The sequence below is a fragment of the Bartonella sp. MR168JLCBS genome (assembly GCF_042194175.1).
Genome location: NZ_JBHIMP010000436.1, coordinates 366 through 662, shown reverse-complemented (window position 1 = coordinate 662; position 297 = coordinate 366). Strand labels below are relative to the sequence as shown.

General features: G+C 35.0%; 1 pseudogene. It reads right to left on the bottom strand.

Going from position 1 to position 297, the window contains the following annotated elements:
- Positions 1-128 precede the first annotated feature (128 nt).
- Positions 129-297: pseudogene (locus ACFIK8_RS11830) on the bottom strand (GTP-binding protein); the annotation flags it as partial.

Sequence of the window (297 nt, the reverse complement as noted above, 5' to 3'; positions counted from 1 at the left end):
TGCTTTTCAGAATGTTTTTATTCTTCTAAAGGATATGTGAACGCTTGCGGCGAGATATCATGGAAGGTGTTCGAAAGTCCATAACGTATCTATCAAAGAATTTTATTTATTGAAGGTCGGAAGAAAAATTAAAACTTTATTCCTGGAATAATCAAGGAGTTGTCCAATATAGCGGTTTTGTCTGCAGTATCTATTGCCGGTTTGTTTAAAAAGGCATTGAAGAGTTTTTGTATCACTTCTTTTTCAACACCATCAACGATAATGACAAGACGGGTTTGAGTGATTCCTTTTAGCCAT